The sequence below is a fragment of the Nitratireductor pacificus pht-3B genome (assembly GCF_000300335.1).
GTDB lineage: Bacteria > Pseudomonadota > Alphaproteobacteria > Rhizobiales > Rhizobiaceae > Nitratireductor > Nitratireductor pacificus.
Genome location: NZ_AMRM01000009.1, coordinates 20,975 through 38,905, shown reverse-complemented (window position 1 = coordinate 38,905; position 17,931 = coordinate 20,975). Strand labels below are relative to the sequence as shown.

Below are 17,931 nucleotides of genomic sequence, written 5' to 3'. Positions count from 1 at the left end.
CAGCCATCCACATGGGCAGGCAGAAATCCGTGCAGCAACCACAACGCTTCTTCCATCTTCACATGATTTCTGATGCGACCGGCGAGACCCTGCTGGCCGCGGGACGGGCGGCGGCCGCGCAATACAAGGACGCGCGCTCGATCGAGCACATCTACCCGCTGATTCGAAACGACCGGCAGCTCGCCCGCGTCCTCGAGGAGATCGAGGAGGAGCCGGGGATCGTCCTCTATACGGTGGTCGACCAGAACCTCGCCCGCCGGATCGACGAGAGCTGCGCCGCGCTCGGCCTGCCCTGCGTCTCGGTGCTCGAACCGGTGCTGATGGTGTTCCAGTCCTATCTGGGCACGCCGGCCGGCCGCCGCGTCGGCGCCCAGCATGTGCTCGACGCCCAGTATTTCCGCCGCATCGAGGCGCTGAACTTCACCATGGACCATGATGACGGCCAGCTGCCGCTCGACATGGAGGAAGCCGACGTGATCCTCGTCGGCATCTCGCGCACCTCGAAGACGCCGACCAGCATCTATCTGGCCAATCGCGGCGTGAAGACGGCCAACGTCCCGATCGTTCTCGATATGGCGCTGCCGGAGGATCTGGCGCTGGCGAAGAAGCCGCTGGTCGTCGGCCTCGTCGCCTCGGCGGAACGCATCTCGCAGATCCGCCAGAACCGCATTCTTGGCACGGTCAACGAGGACGATTTCAATCCCTACACGGATCGTGGCACGATAGCCCGCGAGATCGCCTACGCGCGGCAGATCTGCGCCCGGCACGGCTGGCCGGTGATCGACGTCACGCGCCGCTCCATCGAGGAAACCGCCGCCGCCATTCTGGCGCTGCATGCGAAATCGCGTGAAAGCAGGGAGGCCTGACATGACTGATGCGCCGCAGATCATCCTCGCTTCCGGCAGCCCGTTTCGCCGGATGCTGCTGGAAAACGCCGGGCTCCGGTTCCGCGTCGAGCGCTCCTCCATCGACGAGCGCGCCGTCGAGGAAGCGCTTGAAGGCAGCGAGGCCGATCCCGAAACCGTGGCACAGGTGCTGGCCGAGGCCAAGGCGGTGGAGGTTTCCGAACGTTTTGCCGATGCGCTGGTGATCGGCGCCGACCAGACCCTGTCGCTGGGGGACGAGGTGTTTCACAAGCCGGCCGACATGGAAGGCGCCCGCAACCATCTGCTGAAACTGTCGGGCCGCACCCATCAGCTCAACAGCGCCGTGGTTCTGGCGCAGGCGGGCGCGGTGCTGTGGCGTCACGTCGGCATCGCCCGGTTGACCATGCGGCAGCTCGATCCGGCCTTCATCGGGCGTCATCTGGCGCGGGTCGGCGAGAAGGCGCTGGGCAGCGTCGGCGCCTACCAGATCGAGGGCGAGGGCATCCAGCTTTTCGAGAAGATCGAGGGCGACAATTTCACCATTGTCGGCCTGCCTCTCCTGCCGCTGCTCGCCGAACTGCGCACGCTGGGGGCCATCGATGGCTGATCCGCAAACCGCCGGTCCGCACGCCTTTGTCTGTGGGCATCCCATCGCTCATTCCCGCTCGCCGCTCATCCACGGGCACTGGCTTGCCGTGCACCAGATTCCCGGCAGTTATGAGCGCATCGACGTGGCGCCGCTCGATTTCGAGCCGTTCCTGCGGGGTATCGCCGAAGCCGGCTTTGCCGGCGGCAACGTCACCCTGCCGCACAAGGAAGCGGCGTTTCACCTGGTCGGCAGGCGCGACACCGCCGCCGAGATGATCGGCGCGGTCAACACGCTTTGGTTCGAGGGCGCGACGCTTTGCGGCGGCAACACCGACGCCTATGGCTATGCCGCGCATCTCGATGCGTCCGCGCCGCATTGGCGCAATGGCCGTACCGCGGTGGTGCTCGGCGCCGGCGGCGCCGCGCGCGCGATCATCCACGCGCTTCAGGAAGCCGGCTACAAGGATGTCCGCATCGTCAACCGGACGCTGGATCGCGCGACCGAGCTGACCCTGCGTTTCGGCGGCGGAACGAGCGCGCATGGCTGGCAGGAACTGCCCGTTCTGCTTGCCAGCGCCGACCTTCTGGTCAACACCAGCGCGCTCGGCATGACCGGCAAGCCGCCGCTGGAAATCGCTCTGGAGCCATTACCCGACCATGCCATCGTCAGCGACATCGTCTATGCGCCGCTGAGGACCGATCTTCTGGCCGTCGCCGAGGCGCGCGGCCTGGCGACGGTCGATGGTCTGGGCATGCTGCTGCATCAGGCGGCTCCGGGTTTCGAGCGCTGGTTCGGCGTCCGCCCGGCTGTCACCGACGCACTGCGCAGCCATGTGCTGGCCGATCTGGGGAACGGCGCATGATCGTTCTCGGCCTGACCGGCTCCATCGGCATGGGCAAGTCGACCACGGCGAAGATGTTCGCCGACGAAGGCGTTCCGGTTCACGATTCCGATGCCGCGGTGCATCGCCTTTACGCCGGCGCGGCCGCGCCGCTCATCGAAGCCCGTTTTCCAGGCGTCGTCGTCGATGGCGCCGTCGATCGCAGCCGGCTGGCGCAGGCGGTTCTCGGCAATCCGGAAGCGTTGAAGGCGTTGGAGGCGATCATTCACCCGCTGGTGCGCGCGGATGCCGATGCCTTCGTGGCAGAGCACCGGGCGCGCGGCGCGCCCATCGTCCTCCTCGATGCTCCGCTCCTGTTCGAGACCGGAGGCATGGACCGGGTCGACAGGATCGTGGTCGTCAGCGCGCCGGCCGAGGAACAGCGCGCCCGGGTGCTGCGTCGTCCCGGCATGACCGAGGAAAAATTCGAAGCGATCCTGGCGCGCCAGGTGCCCGACGCGGAGAAGCGCCGCCGCGCCGATTTCGTCATCGATACGGGTGGCGGCAAGGAGACCGCGCGCGCCGCGGTCAGGACGATCCTCGCCGCGCTGTCCCCAGATGAAAGCGGGCCCGGCTGAGGCCGTTCTTGCCCGGAGATGCGGCAGCGCGCATGCTGCCCGGCGTCCCGACGCGGTGCGGATATGGAAACGACAGGATTGAGCGAGCGGAGCGATGCGGGAAATCATCTTCGACACGGAAACCACCGGACTGGACCCGCGCCTCGACCGGGTGATCGAACTCGGCTGCGTCGAACTGGTCAACCGGTTTCCCACCGGCCGCACGCTGCATCGCTTCATCAACGCCCAGGGCCGGTCGGTTCATCCCGATGCGCTGGCCGTCCATGGCATCAGCGACGCCGACCTGGCGGACAAGCCCGTCTTCGCAGCGATCCTCGATGAATTCATGGAGTTCATCGACGGCGCCAGGCTCGTCGCCCACAACGCGAATTTCGACATGGGCTTCATCAATGCGGAGTTCGATCGGCTCGGGCAACCGCCCGTCGATCCGGGCCGCGTCGTCGATACGCTGGCGATCGCCCGACGCAAGCATCCGATGGGGCCGAACTCGCTCGACGCGCTCTGCCGCCGCTACGGCATCGACAACAGCCGCCGCACGAAGCACGGCGCGCTTCTCGATGCCGAGCTGCTGGCGGAAGTCTATATCGAGCTGATCGGCGGCAAGCAGGCAGCACTCGGGCTGGAGATTTCGGCTGGCGGACCGCAGGAAAACGCCGGCGATGCGGGCGAGGCCGTCAGCATCGCGCAAAGGCCCGCGCCGCTTGCCCCGAGGCTGAGCGACGCGGAACGCGCCGCTCACGATGCTTTGGTGGAGAAATTAGGCGAAAAGGCGCTCTGGCGTACGCTGCGCGCCTGAGCAGTTACGAACCGGCGGTATTGCCACCGGCCCTATCGCCGATGGAGCATCGGACCAACCGAAAACCGGATTTCACTTTTCGGTCCGATGCTCTGGATTGGATCAGGAAGCCATGACCTTGGCTTTTGCCTGTTCCTCGGCGACCCGCTGCTGGAACATGCGGGCGAAGTCGATCGGGTCGATCATCAGCGGCGGGAAACCGCCACCGCGCGTCGCATCGGCGATCACCTGGCGGGCAAACGGGAACAGCAGGCGCGGGCATTCGATGAACAGCACCGGCAGCATGTGCTCCTGCGGGAAGCCGGCGATGCGGAAGACACCGCCATAGACCAGCTCGACATTGAACAGGACGGCCTTGTCGGCCTCCGCCTTGGCGTTCAGCGTCAGCACGACGTCGTAATCGTTCTCGCCGAGGGGGTTGGCGTTGACGTTGACGTTGATGTTGATCGCCGGCGCTTCGGAGCGGCCGCGCAGCGACTGCGGTGCGCCCGGGCTCTCGAAGGAGAGATCCTTGACGTACTGCGTCAGCACGTTCAGCGAGGGCTGCGCGCCGTTGCCGGCGGCGGTTGCTTCCTTCGCGGCTTCCGCTTTTTCTTCTGGTTTCTTGGCCATGCGTGTTCTTCCTCGGTCTGTTTCGGCAGCCGCGCGGCTCCCCTGATGTTGCCTGCTCGCTAGCATGGGCACCGCTGCATGACAAGGCAAGGCACGCGGATCGGGCGAACGCCTGCCTACTCCTGCCCGGGCCTCCGCCAGGGCGAGTTCTTCGCGTCGGTCTCGTTATAGTCGTCGCTCGACAGGTCGATGGTGCGCGGCCCGCCGTCGCGCCGGCTCCGTCCGGATGCCGGCCCGGAAGAGGCGGATCCGCCGGGCATGCCCATCACCACCACCCGCTTGCGCAGGAAAGACCAGCCCGCATCGCGCACCGCGGGCACGAAAAGGAGGAAACCCAGCGTGTCGGTGATGAAGCCCGGCGTCAGAAGCAGGACGCCGGCGACGAGGATCATCACGCCGTGCACCAGTTCGCGTCCGGGCGTTCCGCCCTGGTTCATCGTTTCCTGGATGCGGCGAACGACACCGAAGCCCTGGATGCGTAGCAGGATCGAGCCGGCCACCGCCGTCACCAGCACGAGGCCGAGGGTTGGAAAGACGCCGATCTGGCTGCCGACCATGACGAATGTGGCGATCTCCGCGAGCGGAATGGCGAGGAGAAGGAAGGGAACGATGGAAAATCGCACGAAGCATTAGCCCTGTTGATCGTTTTTGCGAGAGATTCTGACCGCTCCATGCTGGTCAGTGACGAAAACATAGGTATTCTGACCGGAAATTTGAATGATGGCTCCCTGCGTTCTATATGATTTCCCATAAGGACGGGGTGCCGTCGACCATGCGCCTCTCCCAGAGCCGGTTGGCGTTGCGGATCAAAGTGGCTTGTTTGGCTGGACAATATGGAATTCTTCGATTTCGGCACGATCTTCTTCCTCATTGCCGCGGCGGTGATCTTTTTCCAGCTGCGCAATGTTCTGGGTCGCCGCACGGGCAATGAGCGCCCGCCCTTCGATCCCTATTCGGCAAACCGCAAGCCGGCCGCCGAGAACGGCGCCGGGGAGCGCGAGAACGTCGTCTCGCTGCCGCGCCGCAAGGGCGCGGCCGAGCCGGACCAGACCTATGCCGACATCGACAAGGTGGCCAAGCCCGGCACCGAGCTGAACAAGGGCATGCGCGCCATCCGCGATGCCGACGCTTCGTTCCAGCCGAAGAGCTTCGTCGAGGGCGCCAAGATGGCGTATGAGATGATCGTCATGGCCTATGCTGACGGCGATCGGCGCACCCTGAAGAACCTGCTTTCGCGCGAGGTCTACGAGGGCTTCGTCGCGGCCATCGACGAGCGCGAGAAGCGCAAGGAGAAGATCGAATCCTCCTTTGTCGGCATCGACGGCATGGACATCATCGCCGCCGAGATGAAGGGCAGCGAGGCGCATGTCACCCTGCGCGTCGTCAGCGAGCTGATCTCCGCCACGCGCGACAGCGCCGGCGAGGTGATCGACGGCGATCCGGAGACGGTCGCCGAGGTCAAGGACGTCTGGACCTTCGCCCGCGACACCCGCGCCCGCGACCCCAACTGGAAGCTCGTCGCTACCGAAGCCGAGGACTGATCCTTGCCAGGGACGGCAGCGCATACGGCCGCAGCGCCCGCGGCGCTTTCGTCCCTTCTGACGCCGGTCCCCTTCGACGCCGTGCCCGGCTGGCGGGCCGATACGCTTCTCCCGGCGTTCCGGGCGTTCGCGCGCTCCGCGGGCCAGGTTCTGGTCAAACCCTACCGCACGGGCAGCCTCGGCATCGCGCTCGCGGCCTTCGCTCCGGCACATGAGGCGGCCCGCGCCATGCGGGCGCCCGACGAGGCCGGGGCCCGCGCCTTCTTCGAACGCTTCTTCACGCCGTGCCACGTCGCCGCGCCCGATGGCGGGCCGGGCCTCGTCACCGGCTTCTACGAGCCGGAGGCACAGGCCTCCCGTGTCCGTACGGAACGGTTCAGCGTACCGCTCCACGCAAGGCCGCAGGACCTCGTGGACGTGGACGACACGAACCGGCCGGCCGGCATGGAACCCTCCTTCGCCTTCGCCCGCGACAATCACGGGCGGCTGGTCGAATATCACGACCGCGGGGCGATCGACTGGGGCGCGCTCGACGGCCGGAAGCTGGAGCTCGTCTGGCTGGAAGACCAGGTCGATGCCTACTTCATCCACGTGCAGGGCGCGGCGCGCCTGGCCCTGACCGACGGCACGACCATGCGCGTCACCTATGCGGCCAAGAGCGGCCATCCCTTCACCGGCGCCGGGAAGGTTCTGGTGGGGCTCGGCGAGCTGGCGCTCGAAACCGTCACCATGCAGACGATCCGCGCCTGGTTCCGCGACAACCCGGAGCGCATCGACGAGATCCTGTGGCGCAACCGGTCCTACATCTTCTTCCGCGAGACCGAACCGGGCGATCCGTCCATCGGGCCGGTGGCGGCCGCCAAGGTTCAGCTCGAACCGGGCCGTTCGATCGCCGTGGACCGCCTCCTGCACACCTTCGGCACGCCGTTCTTCATCGACGCGCCAACGCTGACGGCGTTCGACGGCGCGCCGTTCCGCCGCCTGATGGTTGCCCAGGACACCGGTTCGGCCATCACTGGCCCGGCGCGCGGCGACCTGTTCGCCGGCACGGGTGCAGCGGCAGGCGAGATCGCCGGCGTCGTGCGCCATCCCGCCGATTTCTACGCGCTGGTGCCACGCAGCCTGGTGGAGACCGGGCGATGACCCGCCACACGCCCAAGCGCCTGAGCCTCGAGGACCGGATTCTCTGGAACAGGGTGGCGCAGACCACCGAGCCGCTGAAGGGCAAGGTTCTGGAGACGCCGCCCGTCCCCGCAGACGATACGATGGCCGAGCTGGCGCGGCTGGTCGCCGTCGCGCAGGAGGGTCGCAAGACCGCGCCGCCGCCTGCCGCGGCCCCCACCCTGGCGAAACCGCATCCGGCGCGCCGGATCGACCGGCCGACGCACACCAAGCTGGCGCGCGGCCGCCTGCCGATCGACGGGCGGGTCGATCTGCATGGGCTGACCCAGTCGGAAGCGCATGGCCTGCTGCTTTCCTTTCTGAGCCGCGCCCATGCTGGCGGCCTCAGGCATGTGCTGGTCATCACCGGCAAGGGCGCCTCGCTCGGCAGCGACGGCGTGCTGCGCCGCGTGCTGCCGCAATGGCTGGCGACGCCGCCCTTCTCTACGCTGGTCAGCGGCCTCGACGAAGCCAGCCGGCGGCACGGCGGCGGCGGCGCCTTCTACATCCGCCTGAAGCGGCACGGCGGGACCGGCCCGTGACGCCGCTCGGCGAGAAGATCCGCAAGCTCCGGCGTGAGCGCGGGCTGAGCCAGAAGGACATGGCGGCGGCCATCGGCGTCAGCCCGGCCTATCTCTCGGCGCTCGAGCATGGCCGCGCCAGCCCACCCAACTGGGCGATGGTGCAGAAGATCATCGGCTATTTCAACGTCATCTGGGACGAGGCGGACGAGCTGCAGCGCATCGCCGAGCTGTCGCATCCCCGCGTCGTGGTCGATACCGCGCGCCTGTCGCCGCGCGCGACGGAACTCGCCAACCTGCTCGCCCTCCACATCGGCAAGATGAAGGATGCGGAGATCGTGGTGCTGCTCGATCAGGTCAGGGCGATGGCGGGCGACAGGCCGAAGGGCGGCAAGCAATGATCCGCGCTGATGGCATGGACGGGGTGCGTGGTTCGACAAGCGCACCATGAGGACGTTCGGGTTCGGCAGGGAGCTTGTTGCACGAGATCGCACGCCGGCTCTGCAGCCAGTACCTTCCTCATGGTGAGCTTGTCGAACCACGCACAAGGCTGTTGCCGCCAGATCAGGCGCGCCCCTCCGCAACAAGGGTAAGCTCTATGATCCCTGGAACAGCGCCTTCAGCTCGTCCAGCCTGTCGTTGACGAGCCAGCCATAGTAATTCTCCTCGGGCCATTTCGCGGCTTCGCCCCGCGTTGCCCGCAGGCGGTTTTCCGCGGCCAGACGGGCCGCGCGCGCCTCGGGATTGCCGAGGTTGTAGAGCGTCGCCGTCAGCCCGGGATTCGCCGAGATGTCGAAACCGGCGATCTTGCGGTAGGCGGCGATGGACGTCTTCACGACCGCGGCCATGTAGGCCAGCGACTTGTCCGGGTCCATGATGGTCCGGTAGACCTCCTGCGGGTCGCCGTCGTCGAGCTTGCGAAAGCCCGAAACCGCGTGAACCGTGTCGGTCATCTGCAGCGCGGTCAGCGGGTTCAGCTGGCCGATGCCGAAGGTCTGGCCGGCATAGAAGGGCTGGAAGAAGACCGCGCCGAAGCGGTCGTTCGGCCAGCTCTTGCCGTCGACGGTCTTGCCGCGGAAGACCGCGTCCCACACGTTCTCCCGGCAGATCCACAGATCGTAGCTGTCGCTCTTGCCGTTGCAGTCCGAAAATTCCTCCCGGGCAACGAACTGGCTGACGGTCTCGCCATTGTGCTTGAAGGAGAAATCGCTCTTCAGGTAGGAAACGGCCTTGACGTAATAGGTCTGCAGCCGGTCGTAGGCGTCCACATTGTAGGTGTGCTCCCCGACGATGGCGCCCACCATATGCACGGGATCGACATTGTAGCGCGTCGCCACGGCGCTGATCTTGGAGATCAGAGCACCGTCATTCTTCAGGAGCTGGTAGACCTTGTCGTACTTGGCGTCGAAGGTCGTCTTGCCCGAGCGGGTACGCTTGGCAGAACCGCCCGGCACGGCGGGCTGTTCAGCGTTGCGGTTGCCCTCCGGCACCAGCTTTGCCGCGGCCACGGGAAGGGCGCTCGCGCCGAGAAGGCCGAGACACAAGCCGACAACCAATTGAGCCCGTGATGCCATTATGCGCCGCCTGCGCCCCCGATTCATCGTGTCTGGATGGCGCGCAAATTAGGCAAACGCTGCAACCGAGTCGAGAGACTTTCTCTAACCGGCGCACGCGTCCGCCCGACCGCGGCACGGATGCCACACCTGACGCTAGAGGATGAAGCGCGACAGATCGGTGTTCTTCGCCAGGTCGCCGACATTCTTCTCCACATAGTCCGCATCGACCGTGAGCTTCGTCTCGGAACGGTCCGGCGCATGGAAGGAAATATCGTCGAGGACGCGCTCCATCACCGTCTGCAACCGCCGCGCGCCGATGTTCTCGACGGTGGCGTTGAGGTCGACGGCGATCGCCGCAAGCCGGTCGATGGCGTCGTCGGTGAAGGCCAGTTCGACGCCTTCCGTCGCCATCAGCGCCACATACTGCTTGATCAGGCTCGCTTCCGTTTCCGTCAGGATACGGCGGAAATCCTCCTTCTCCAGCGCCCGCAGCTCGACGCGGATCGGCAGTCGGCCCTGCAGCTCCGGCAAGAGGTCGGACGGTTTCGACACATGGAACGCGCCCGAGGCGATGAACAGGATGTGGTCCGTCTTCACCGGTCCATATTTGGTGGCCACGGTGGTGCCCTCGACCAGCGGCAGCAGGTCGCGCTGCACGCCCTCGCGCGACACGCCGGCGCCCATGCCGCCTTCGCGGTTGGCGATCTTGTCGATCTCGTCGAGGAAGACGATGCCGTCGTTCTGCGCCGAATCGAGCGCCCGCTGCACCACCTCGTCCTGGTCGAGCAGCTTGTCGGATTCGTCGTTGATCAGCAGGCCGTAGGATTCCTTGACGGTCGTCTTGCGCTTCTTGGTCTGCTGCCCGCCCATGGCCTTCTGCAGCATGTCGTTGATGTTGAGCACGCCGATATTGGCGCCCGGCATGCCGGGAAGCTCGAAGCCGGGCATGCCGCCGCCCGAATCCGAGACCTCGACCTCGATCTCCTTGTCGTCCAGCTCGCCATTGCGCAGCTTCTGGCGGAAACTGTCGCGCGTCGCCGGGCTGGCGGTCTTGCCGACCAGCGCTTCCAGAACCCGCTCCTCGGCATTCATATGGGCGCGCGCCTTGACGCTTTCGCGCATCTTCTCTCGGGTCAGACCGATGGCCGCCTCCACCAGGTCGCGGATGATCTGCTCGACGTCGCGGCCGACATAGCCCACTTCGGTGAACTTGGTCGCCTCGACCTTGATGAAGGGCGCGCCGGCGAGCTTCGCCAGGCGGCGCGAGATCTCGGTCTTGCCGACGCCGGTCGGGCCGATCATCAGGATGTTCTTCGGCATGACCTCCTCGCGCAGGTCGGGCTCGAGCTGCTGCCGGCGCCAGCGGTTGCGCAGCGCGATGGCCACGGCGCGCTTGGCGTCCTTCTGGCCGATGATGTAGCGGTCGAGCTCGGAGACGATCTCGCGCGGGGAAAAAGTACTCATGTGTTCGTTCCGTTATTCGTGTCGTACTGCATGATCAGGGCGCCTTCGGTGCGCCCGACCAGATGGGGCACCGCCCGGAACCCGGCCTTCTCGTAGGCGTGCACCGCGCGCGCGTTCTCCGGGGCCGGATCGATGATGATGTTGGCGTGTCCCGCTTCCAGGAGCTGCCGCACCATCAGACCGACCGCCGCGCTGCCGATCCCTCGGGACAGCAGGTCTTTCTCACCGATCGTCAGGTCTATGCCGACGGCATCGACCGGCAGTTCGGCGAGCCACGGCGCGTCGGCCAGGGTGGTCTCGTCGCTGTTATCGGCGATGAACCAGTACTGGATGTAGCCGATCGGCCGGCCGTCGAGCTCGATGATGAAGGGCCGCGTGCTGTCGCGTCCTTCGACCTTGGCGCGGATATTGTTCACCTCGGTTTCGGGGTCGCCCCACCATTCGCGCACATGCGGCCGGTTGAGCCAGTCGAGAAGCAAGGGGTAGTGCTCCGCCGTCACTGGCGCGAAGGCGATCCGGCCAGCGTCGTTCGGTCCCGTTTCATTCTGCATCAAGGGTTTCCACCACGACATTGTCATTGGTGTAGATGCAGATCGAGGCGGCGATCTCCATCGCCTTGCGCGCGATGTCCTCGGCGTTCTTGTCGGTGTCGATCAGCGCGCGCGCCGCGGCGAGCGCGAAATTGCCGCCCGAGCCGATGGCCATCACGCCCTGCTCCGGCTCCAGCACGTCGCCATTGCCGGTCAGCGCCAGCGTGACGTTCTTGTCGGCCACCAGCATCATCGCCTCCAGTCGCCGCAGATAGCGGTCGGTGCGCCAGTCCTTGGCCAGCTCGACGCAGGCGCGCATCAGCTGGTCGGGATATTGTTCCAGCTTCGCTTCCAGCCGCTCCAGCAGGGTGAAGGCGTCGGCGGTCGCGCCGGCGAACCCGGCGATCACATTGCCCTTCCCGATGCGCCGCACCTTGCGCGCATTGCCCTTCATCACGGTGTTGCCGAGGCTGACCTGCCCGTCGCCGGCGATCACCACCTTGCCGCCCTTGCGCACGGTGACGATCGTCGTGGCGTGCATGGAATTGTTGTCGCTCATCGCGCACTCCCAGAGAGGTTCCGCAAAAGCACCCGCCGGAAGAGGCGCGGCGCGGTCAGAGCGATTATGTAAGTGGGCGCCGGCGGATTGCAAACGCCATGCTGTCCGAGCTTGTCGAACCACGAGGGCGCTTGGCGCTGCGGAAACATGCTGCTAGAAGGCAGGCCTTCTGAACCACCAGGGAAGACGGGCCATGGTTTCCAGCAAGACGCGCACGGCCGAGATCAGCCGCAAGACCAACGAGACGGCGATCAGCGTCCGTGTCGACCTCGACGGCGAAGGCCGCTACGACGTGGCGACCGGAGTCGGCTTTTTCGACCACATGCTGGAGCAGCTCTCGCGTCATTCCCTGATCGACCTGACGCTGAAGGCGGACGGCGACCTGCACATCGACGACCACCACACGGTCGAGGATTGCGGCATCGCCATCGGCAAGGCGATTGCGGACGCCCTCGGCGACCGGCGTGGCATCACCCGCTATGCCTCGCTCGACCTTGCCATGGACGATTGCCTGACCCGGGCGGCGATCGATGTTTCGGGCCGGCCGTTCCTCGTCTGGGACGTGGTCTTCCCGACGCAGAAGATCGGCGCGTTCGATACCGAGCTGGTGCGCGAGTTCTTCCAGGCGCTGGCGCAGAACGCCGGCATCACCCTGCACGTCACCAACCATTACGGCGTCAACAGCCACCACATCGCCGAGACCTGCTTCAAGGCCGTGGCGCGCGTGCTGCGCGCCGCCTGCGAGCCGGACCCGCGCCAGCGGGATGCGGTGCCGTCCACCAAGGGCAGCCTGAAGGGATAGGCGATGGCAAGCTATGTGGTGATGGTGCCGAAGGAGGCGGGAGCCGGGGACGCGGTCCTCGTGCGCGACGGCTTCGCCTTTCTGGCCTTTATCGTGCCGTTCCTGTGGTTCCTGTGGCACCGCATGTGGTTGGAGGCCGCTGCCGCCCTCGCCGCCGCTCTGCTGCTGGGCACGCTCGGCACGGTGCAGGGCTGGTCCGCCGCCTCGACCCTGATGTCGCTCTGCCTGTCGCTGTTCCTCGGCCTCGAGGCGCGCGGCCTGCGCGTGGCCATGCTGCGCCGGCGCGGCTGGCGGCAATGGGGCGTGGTGGAGGCCGACAATGGGGCGGATGCCGAAACCCGCTACATGACCGAACTGTTCGATGAGGAGCAACCGGCGCCGGTGGCGCCATTGCCCGAACTCCCGGCTCCGCCGGCGAAGACGGCCGGACGCGATACCGGCCCGGCGCTCGGCCTGTTCTCCTATCCCGGAGCGCGCTGAGATGCAGGTTGCGATCATCGATTACGGCTCGGGCAATCTGCGCTCTGCGGCGAAGGCCTTCGAGCGCGCCGCCCGCGAGGCCGGCATCGCCGCCGGCATCGAGGTGACGGCCGACGCGGAACGGGTGCGCACCGCCGACCGGATCGTGCTGCCCGGCGTCGGCGCCTATGCCGATTGCCGCCGGGGCCTCGACGCGGTGCCCGGCATGGCCGAGGCCATCGACGACGTCGCGATCCGCAAGGCGCGCCCCTTTCTGGGCATCTGCGTCGGCATGCAGCTGATGAGCGCGCGCGGGCTGGAAAAGTCCGTGACACAGGGCCTCGGCTGGATCGACGGCGACGTGACGGAAATGACGCCGTCGGACCCGGCGCTGAAGATCCCGCAGATCGGTTGGAACACGATTCACGTGAAACACTCCCACCCGCTGTTCGAGGGAATTCCCACCGGACCCGAGGGCCTGCACGCCTATTTCGTCCATTCCTACCATCTGGCCGCGACGAACGACGCCGAGGTTCTGGCGACGGCGGATTATGGCGGGCCGATCACAGCGGCCGTGGCGCGCGACAATCTCGCGGGCACGCAGTTTCATCCCGAAAAGAGCCAGGCGCTCGGCTTGGCCCTGATCGCCAACTTCCTGAGGTGGGCGCCATGACTGCTGAGACCATGAGCACGCAGACGAAGAAGGGCTACTGGATCGCGATGGTCGAGATCGCCGACCCCGAAGCCTACAAGGGCTATATCGCGGCCAATGCGGCAGCCTTCGAGAAGTATGGCGCGAAGTTCCTTGCCCGTGGCGGCCGGCATACCGATCCCGAGGGTCCGGCGGGCGACCGGCAGGTGATCATCGAGTTCGCATCCTACGAGCAGGCCGTCGCCTGCTACGAATCGCCGGAATACCAGGAAGCGCTGAAAATCCGTCTCGCCAATTCGACGGCGAAGTTCACCATCATCGAGGGCGTCTGACCGCATGATCCTGTTCCCCGCCATCGACCTGAAGGACGGTCAGTGCGTGCGCCTGAAGCTCGGCGACATGGACGAGGCGACCGTCTACAACCCCGATCCCGCCGCCCAAGCGAAAGCCTTCGAGGATCAGGGCTTCGAATGGCTGCATGTGGTCGACCTGAACGGTGCCTTCGCCGGCGAAAGCGTCAATGGCGCGGCGGTCGAGGCGATCCTCGCGGCAACGAAGAACCCGGTTCAGCTCGGCGGCGGCATCCGCACGCTGGCGCATATCGAGGCGTGGCTGGACAAGGGGCTGGCGCGCGTCATCCTCGGCACGGTGGCGGTGCGCGATCCCGATCTGGTGAAGGAGGCCTGCAGGGCCTTCCCCGGCCGGATCGCCGTCGGCATCGATGCGCGCGGCGGCAAGGTGGCCGTCGAGGGCTGGGCCGAGACCTCCGACCTGGCGGCGGTCGAGCTGGCCCGCCGCTTCGAGGGTGCGGGCGTTGCCGCGATCATCTACACGGACATCGACCGCGACGGCGTGCTCACGGGCATCAACTGGGGTTCGACCATCGATCTCGCCGAGGCCGTCTCGATCCCGGTCATCGCCTCCGGCGGCCTCGCCTCCATCGCCGACATCGTCCGCATGACCATGCCCGACGCGCGGAAGCTGGAAGGCGCCATCTCCGGCCGCGCCCTCTATGACGGCCGCATCGATCCGGCGGAAGCGCTGGAAGTGCTGCGTGGGAACGCGGCATGACAGGCGCGGCAGGATCCCGCCGGCGTGTCGTGATCCTTTTCGCGGTGGCCTTCGTGGCGATCGTCCTGCTGGCGAGCCTGCCGATCATCTCAGTGCTGATCGCCACCCTCATCGCCGGATCCACCGATTGCACGCTGAATGAAGGCAATATCCATCCTTGCGTCGTCGCCGGCGTCGATCTGGGCGGGATGCTCAACACCATGTTCGTGCTCGGCTGGCTCATGCTGATGACGATACCGCTCGGCGTCGCGGGCCTCGCAGTCTGGACCGTCGTCGCAATCATCTTCTGGATCCGTTCGCGCAGAAAGGCCGAGGCCGCATGACCCTGAAAGCCCGTGTCATCCCCTGCCTCGACGTCAAGGACGGCCGCGTCGTCAAGGGCGTCAACTTCGTCGATCTGGTCGATGCCGGCGATCCGGTGGAGGCCGCGAAGGCCTATGACGCCGCCGGTGCCGACGAATTGTGCTTCCTCGACATCACCGCCTCCAGCGACAACCGCGAAACCATCTTCGACGTGGTGGCGCGCACCGCCGAGCAGTGCTTCATGCCGCTGACCGTCGGCGGCGGCGTGCGCGAGGTGGCCGATATCCGCAGGCTTCTCCTGGCCGGCGCCGACAAGGTGTCGATCAACACAGCCGCGGTGAACGATCCGGATTTCGTCGGCCGCGCCGCCGACAAGTTCGGCAACCAGTGCATCGTCGTCGCCATCGACGCCAAGAAAGTGTCGGGTGAAGGCGAGGCCAGCCGCTGGGAGATCTTCACCCATGGCGGGCGCAAGGCGACGGGCATCGACGCGGTGGACTTCGCCCGCCGCGTCGTCGATCTCGGCGCGGGCGAGATCCTGCTCACCTCGATGGACCGCGACGGCACCAAGGTCGGCTACGACATCGCCTTGACGCGGGCGGTCGCCGATGCGGTGCGCGCGCCGGTCATCGCCTCTGGCGGCGTCGGAACGCTGGACGATCTGGTCGCCGGCGTGCGCGACGGCCATGCGGCGGCGGTCCTCGCCGCCTCGATTTTCCACTTCGGCACCTATACGATCAGTGAAGCCAAGCGGCACATGGCCGAAGCCGGCATCCCGATGCGGCTCGACCCGGTGCAGACCCCGGAGCAGGCATGAGCGCGTTCGATCTCGCCAAACTCGAAGCCATCATCGCCGAGCGCGCCCGTTCGGGCGATGCCGGCTCCTGGACGGCGAAGCTCTTCGCCAAGGGCACGGAAAAGGCCGCGCAGAAGCTCGGCGAGGAAGCGGTGGAGACCGTCATCGCCGCCGTGAAGCACGACCGCCAGGGCCTCGTTTCCGAAAGCGCCGATCTCCTTTATCATTGGCTCGTCGTGCTGGCGCTGGAAGGCGTCCCGCTCGACGAGGTGATGCGGGAGCTCGAAAGCCGCACGGGGCAATCTGGCCTGGCGGAAAAGGCGGCGCGGAAGGACTGATGCAGATGGCGGCGAGGAAGGGGGCCGCGGATTTCATGGACCAGCTTGTCTCGGGGGAGAAATACTCCCCCTACCGCATATTTACGGCCGACAAATGGGCGCAGTTTCGCGCCGACACGCCGCTCGACCTGACCGAGGACGAAGTGCGGCGCCTGCGCTCCCTCAACGACCCGGTCGATCTGGAGGAGGTACGTCGCATCTACCTCTCCATGTCGCGCCTTCTCTCGGCGCATGTCGAGGCGAGCCAGCTCCTGTTCCGTCAGCGGCAGGTGTTCTTCAACTCCGACGACGTGGTGAAGGCCCCCTTCATCATCGGCATCGCCGGCTCGGTCGCCGTCGGCAAGTCCACCACCGCCCGCGTCCTGAAGGAACTCCTGGCGCGCTGGCCGTCCAGCCCCAAGGTGGACCTCGTCACGACGGACGGGTTCCTCTACCCCAACGAGGTCCTGCGCCGCGAGAACCTGATGGAGCGCAAGGGCTTTCCCGAAAGCTACGATCTCGGCGCGGTGCTGCGTTTCCTGTCCAGCATCAAGGCCGGCATGCCGGATGTCCGCGCGCCGCTCTATTCGCACTTGACCTACGACGTCCTGCCCGGCGAGTTCCGCACCATAGACCGCCCCGACATCCTGATCTTCGAGGGCATCAACGTTCTGCAGACGCGCGACCTGCCGCAGGACGGCACGGCGGTGCCCGTGGTGTCGGATTTCTTCGACTTCTCGATCTACATCGATGCGCCGGAGGAGCTGATCCACCAGTGGTATGTCGACCGCTTCATGCGGCTGCGCGACACGGCGTTCAAGGATCCCGAATCCTTCTTCCACCGCTATGCGGAACTGAAGCCCGATGCGGCACTGGCCATCGCCGAGGGGCTCTGGCAGAACATCAACCTGAAGAACCTGCGCAACAACATCCTGCCGACGCGGCCGCGCGCCGACCTGATCCTGCGCAAGGGCGCCAACCACCTTACGGAGGAAGTGGCGCTCAGGAAGCTGTGACGGCGGGCGTCACGCGCCGCAGCGTCAGGTTGATCCGGCCCGGAGATTTGAGCAGCGTCGACGTGCCAGGATAGATGCGGTCGACGCCGTGAAAGGCGAGACGGCCCGCGCCGCCCATCACCACCACGTCGCCGCTCTGCAGCTTCACCGAAACGGTCTTGTCGCCGCGTTTCGGGCCGCCGGCGCGGAACAGGCATGTGTCCCCCAGCGAGACGGATACGACGGGCGCGGAAAACTCCTGCTCGTCGCGGTCCTGGTGCAGGCCCATCTTGGCGCCTTCGCCGTAGAAATTGACGAGGCATGCCTCGGGCGCGGCGGCGTGCCCGGCCACTTCGTCCCACAGCGCGATGAGGCGCGCGGGGATTGGCGGCCATGGCGCGCCCGTCACCGGATGCGTCTCCTGATAGCGGTAGCCGCGCTCCTTGTCGGTGACCCAGCCGAGAACGCCGCAATTGGTCATGCGCACACTCATTTCCTTGCCGGTGCGCGGCATGGCCGGCACGAACAGCGGCGCTTCGCGCACCACTGTGCGGATCTCCTCAACCAGTGCCTCCTGCGCGGCGCGGTCAAGATGGCCCGGCAGATGACGGACGCCTTCGGTCAGGATGGGCAATCGGGTCTCCTTGCATCGGGCATGGTGGATGATGCCCCGTTGCATTGATGTGGTGCGTGGTTCGACAAGCTCACCATGAGGATGGGTATGTGCATGCAGAACCTGCCCGCGACACCGCGGAACCAGAGCGTTCTGCCAGGCCCCACACCTCTCATGGTGAGCTTGTCGAACCACGCACGACCGAACACGGCACGCGCCGTGCACCGTCGCGAAGGAATCTTACACCCGCAAAAGAAAACGGCGACCCGA

Annotated in this window: 25 protein-coding genes; 18 read left to right on the top strand and 7 right to left on the bottom strand. The window is 66.5% G+C overall.

Features of this window, described 5'->3' with window-relative positions:
• The first annotated feature begins 29 nt into the window (after positions 1 to 29).
• The 5 genes from NA2_RS09630 to dnaQ all read left to right on the top strand — a co-directional run bounded on the left by NA2_RS09630 (position 30) and on the right by dnaQ (position 3,709).
• On the top strand, positions 30 to 866 hold the full coding sequence (locus NA2_RS09630; RefSeq protein ID WP_040677432.1) for a pyruvate, water dikinase regulatory protein: 837 nt from the start codon (positions 30 to 32) through the stop codon (positions 864 to 866).
• A gap of 1 nt (position 867) precedes the next feature.
• On the top strand, positions 868 to 1,473 hold the full coding sequence (locus NA2_RS09625; protein WP_008596495.1) for a Maf-like protein: 606 nt from the start codon (positions 868 to 870) through the stop codon (positions 1,471 to 1,473).
• Positions 1,466 to 2,317, top strand: coding sequence for a shikimate dehydrogenase (locus NA2_RS09620; protein ID WP_008596494.1), 852 nt, complete (start codon positions 1,466 to 1,468; stop codon positions 2,315 to 2,317). Before NA2_RS09625 ends, NA2_RS09620 begins: the two co-directional genes overlap by 8 nt.
• Positions 2,314 to 2,913 carry a dephospho-CoA kinase gene (coaE, locus tag NA2_RS09615; protein ID WP_008596493.1) on the top strand — a complete coding sequence of 200 codons (600 nt, stop codon included), beginning with the start codon at positions 2,314 to 2,316 and terminating at the stop codon, positions 2,911 to 2,913. Before NA2_RS09620 ends, coaE begins: the two co-directional genes overlap by 4 nt.
• 94 nt (positions 2,914 to 3,007) lie before the next feature.
• The gene (gene dnaQ, locus NA2_RS09610) at positions 3,008 to 3,709 is read left to right on the top strand and encodes a DNA polymerase III subunit epsilon (protein ID WP_008596491.1); all 702 of its coding nucleotides are present in this window, start codon (positions 3,008 to 3,010) and stop codon (positions 3,707 to 3,709) included.
• A 102-nt stretch (positions 3,710 to 3,811) separates the two neighbouring features.
• Here dnaQ and secB read toward each other — a convergent pair whose 3' ends face one another.
• The gene (gene secB, locus NA2_RS09605; protein WP_008596489.1) at positions 3,812 to 4,321 is read right to left on the bottom strand and encodes a protein-export chaperone SecB; all 510 of its coding nucleotides are present in this window, start codon (positions 4,319 to 4,321) and stop codon (positions 3,812 to 3,814) included.
• A gap of 116 nt (positions 4,322 to 4,437) precedes the next feature.
• A complete protein-coding gene (locus tag NA2_RS09600) occupies positions 4,438 to 4,944 on the bottom strand; it encodes an FxsA family protein (RefSeq protein WP_008596487.1) in 507 nt (168 codons plus the stop codon).
• Between the two features lie 210 nt (positions 4,945 to 5,154).
• On the opposite strand from NA2_RS09600, the gene NA2_RS09595 reads away from it, so the two are divergent.
• The 4 genes from NA2_RS09595 to NA2_RS09580 are packed head-to-tail and all read left to right on the top strand — an operon-like array spanning position 5,155 to position 7,945.
• A complete protein-coding gene (locus NA2_RS09595; RefSeq protein ID WP_008596486.1) occupies positions 5,155 to 5,862 on the top strand; it encodes a Tim44/TimA family putative adaptor protein in 708 nt (235 codons plus the stop codon).
• A gap of 3 nt (positions 5,863 to 5,865) precedes the next feature.
• Positions 5,866 to 7,005 (top strand): murein transglycosylase A, encoded by a 1,140-nt coding sequence (gene mltA / locus NA2_RS09590; RefSeq protein WP_008596484.1) that lies wholly within the window; start codon positions 5,866 to 5,868, stop codon positions 7,003 to 7,005.
• Complete coding sequence (locus NA2_RS09585) at positions 7,002 to 7,565, top strand: Smr/MutS family protein (RefSeq protein WP_008596483.1); 564 nt, start codon at positions 7,002 to 7,004, stop codon at positions 7,563 to 7,565. The genes mltA and NA2_RS09585 overlap by 4 nt, the downstream gene beginning before the upstream one ends.
• Positions 7,562 to 7,945, top strand: coding sequence for a helix-turn-helix domain-containing protein (locus tag NA2_RS09580; protein ID WP_008596481.1), 384 nt, complete (start codon positions 7,562 to 7,564; stop codon positions 7,943 to 7,945). The genes NA2_RS09585 and NA2_RS09580 overlap by 4 nt, the downstream gene beginning before the upstream one ends.
• Before the next feature lie 195 nt (positions 7,946 to 8,140).
• On the opposite strand, the gene NA2_RS09575 is transcribed toward NA2_RS09580, so the two are convergent.
• The 4 genes from NA2_RS09575 to hslV all read right to left on the bottom strand — a co-directional run bounded on the left by NA2_RS09575 (position 8,141) and on the right by hslV (position 11,653).
• Positions 8,141 to 9,118, bottom strand: a complete 978-nt coding sequence (locus tag NA2_RS09575; protein ID WP_040677404.1) for a DUF1402 family protein — start codon at positions 9,116 to 9,118, stop codon at positions 8,141 to 8,143.
• Between the two features lie 135 nt (positions 9,119 to 9,253).
• On the bottom strand, positions 9,254 to 10,564 hold the full coding sequence (gene hslU / locus NA2_RS09570; RefSeq protein ID WP_008596479.1) for an ATP-dependent protease ATPase subunit HslU: 1,311 nt from the start codon (positions 10,562 to 10,564) through the stop codon (positions 9,254 to 9,256).
• On the bottom strand, positions 10,561 to 11,115 hold the full coding sequence (locus NA2_RS09565; protein WP_008596478.1) for a GNAT family N-acetyltransferase: 555 nt from the start codon (positions 11,113 to 11,115) through the stop codon (positions 10,561 to 10,563). The genes hslU and NA2_RS09565 overlap by 4 nt, the downstream gene beginning before the upstream one ends.
• The gene (gene hslV / locus NA2_RS09560; RefSeq protein ID WP_008596477.1) at positions 11,105 to 11,653 is read right to left on the bottom strand and encodes an ATP-dependent protease subunit HslV; all 549 of its coding nucleotides are present in this window, start codon (positions 11,651 to 11,653) and stop codon (positions 11,105 to 11,107) included. The genes NA2_RS09565 and hslV overlap by 11 nt, the downstream gene beginning before the upstream one ends.
• Positions 11,654 to 11,846: 193 nt before the next feature.
• Between hslV and hisB the strand changes: the two genes are divergently transcribed.
• The 9 genes from hisB to coaA are packed head-to-tail and all read left to right on the top strand — an operon-like array spanning position 11,847 to position 17,069.
• Positions 11,847 to 12,455, top strand: a complete 609-nt coding sequence (gene hisB / locus NA2_RS09555; protein ID WP_008596476.1) for an imidazoleglycerol-phosphate dehydratase HisB — start codon at positions 11,847 to 11,849, stop codon at positions 12,453 to 12,455.
• A gap of 3 nt (positions 12,456 to 12,458) precedes the next feature.
• A complete protein-coding gene (locus NA2_RS09550) occupies positions 12,459 to 12,935 on the top strand; it encodes a DUF2628 domain-containing protein (RefSeq protein WP_008596475.1) in 477 nt (158 codons plus the stop codon).
• Position 12,936: 1 nt separating this feature from the next.
• Positions 12,937 to 13,587 carry an imidazole glycerol phosphate synthase subunit HisH gene (gene hisH, locus NA2_RS09545; RefSeq protein WP_008596474.1) on the top strand — a complete coding sequence of 217 codons (651 nt, stop codon included), beginning with the start codon at positions 12,937 to 12,939 and terminating at the stop codon, positions 13,585 to 13,587.
• Positions 13,584 to 13,898: a DUF1330 domain-containing protein gene (locus NA2_RS09540; protein WP_244423621.1), complete on the top strand. Its 315-nt coding sequence runs from the start codon at positions 13,584 to 13,586 to the stop codon at positions 13,896 to 13,898. The genes hisH and NA2_RS09540 overlap by 4 nt, the downstream gene beginning before the upstream one ends.
• A 4-nt stretch (positions 13,899 to 13,902) precedes the next feature.
• Positions 13,903 to 14,637, top strand: a complete 735-nt coding sequence (gene hisA / locus NA2_RS09535) for a 1-(5-phosphoribosyl)-5-[(5-phosphoribosylamino)methylideneamino]imidazole-4-carboxamide isomerase (protein WP_008596470.1) — start codon at positions 13,903 to 13,905, stop codon at positions 14,635 to 14,637.
• The gene (locus tag NA2_RS09530; RefSeq protein ID WP_008596469.1) at positions 14,634 to 14,960 is read left to right on the top strand and encodes a hypothetical protein; all 327 of its coding nucleotides are present in this window, start codon (positions 14,634 to 14,636) and stop codon (positions 14,958 to 14,960) included. Before hisA ends, NA2_RS09530 begins: the two co-directional genes overlap by 4 nt.
• Complete coding sequence (gene hisF / locus NA2_RS09525; protein WP_008596468.1) at positions 14,957 to 15,757, top strand: imidazole glycerol phosphate synthase subunit HisF; 801 nt, start codon at positions 14,957 to 14,959, stop codon at positions 15,755 to 15,757. The genes NA2_RS09530 and hisF overlap by 4 nt, the downstream gene beginning before the upstream one ends.
• Positions 15,754 to 16,074, top strand: a complete 321-nt coding sequence (locus tag NA2_RS09520; protein WP_008596467.1) for a phosphoribosyl-ATP diphosphatase — start codon at positions 15,754 to 15,756, stop codon at positions 16,072 to 16,074. The genes hisF and NA2_RS09520 overlap by 4 nt, the downstream gene beginning before the upstream one ends.
• A gap of 35 nt (positions 16,075 to 16,109) precedes the next feature.
• Positions 16,110 to 17,069, top strand: coding sequence for a type I pantothenate kinase (coaA, locus tag NA2_RS09515; protein WP_008596466.1), 960 nt, complete (start codon positions 16,110 to 16,112; stop codon positions 17,067 to 17,069).
• Here the strand turns inward: coaA and NA2_RS09510 are convergent.
• Complete coding sequence (locus NA2_RS09510; RefSeq protein ID WP_008596464.1) at positions 17,056 to 17,682, bottom strand: alpha-ketoglutarate-dependent dioxygenase AlkB family protein; 627 nt, start codon at positions 17,680 to 17,682, stop codon at positions 17,056 to 17,058. The genes coaA and NA2_RS09510 overlap by 14 nt on opposite strands.
• Between the last annotated feature and the right edge of the window lie 249 nt (positions 17,683 to 17,931).